Below are 424 nucleotides of genomic sequence, written 5' to 3' on the forward strand. Positions count from 1 at the left end.
ATGCATATTTCCAGTTTGTTGCCGCTGTTACTTCTTTTGTATCTACTACTTTACCGTTTTGTAGTAAGTCTACTTTGATTGTGCTTGGACGATCTGTTGCGTTGTTATCGTTCCATGTTTTTGTTCCTTCTACTGTCAATTTCGCTACTTTTGTATTCGTGATGTCAGTACCACTTACTTTGGATTCATATCCTGCTACTGGCTGTTCTTTCACTTCATACTTGTACGCTACTCCATTTTCATCGTATGCTTGGAGCTTTTCAAACGTATACTTCCAGTTTGTTTCTGCTGTTACTTCTTTTGTATCTACTACTTTACCGTTTTGTAAAAGATCTACTTTAATTATTTCCGGACGATCTTTCGCGTTATCGTCGTTCCATGTTTTCGTTCCTTCTACTTTTGTTTCGCCTACTTTTGTATTTGT

General features: G+C 37.0%; 1 protein-coding gene. It reads right to left on the bottom strand.

Annotation, left to right across the window (positions count from 1 at the left end):
* A partial coding sequence (locus BAU28_RS05640) for a Cna B-type domain-containing protein (RefSeq protein ID WP_116500311.1) occupies window positions 1-424 on the bottom strand: 424 nt, incomplete at both ends.

Origin of the sequence: Bacillus paramycoides, from assembly GCF_001884235.1 — a bacterium.
GTDB classification, from domain to species: Bacteria; Bacillota; Bacilli; order Bacillales; family Bacillaceae_G; genus Bacillus_A; species Bacillus_A paramycoides.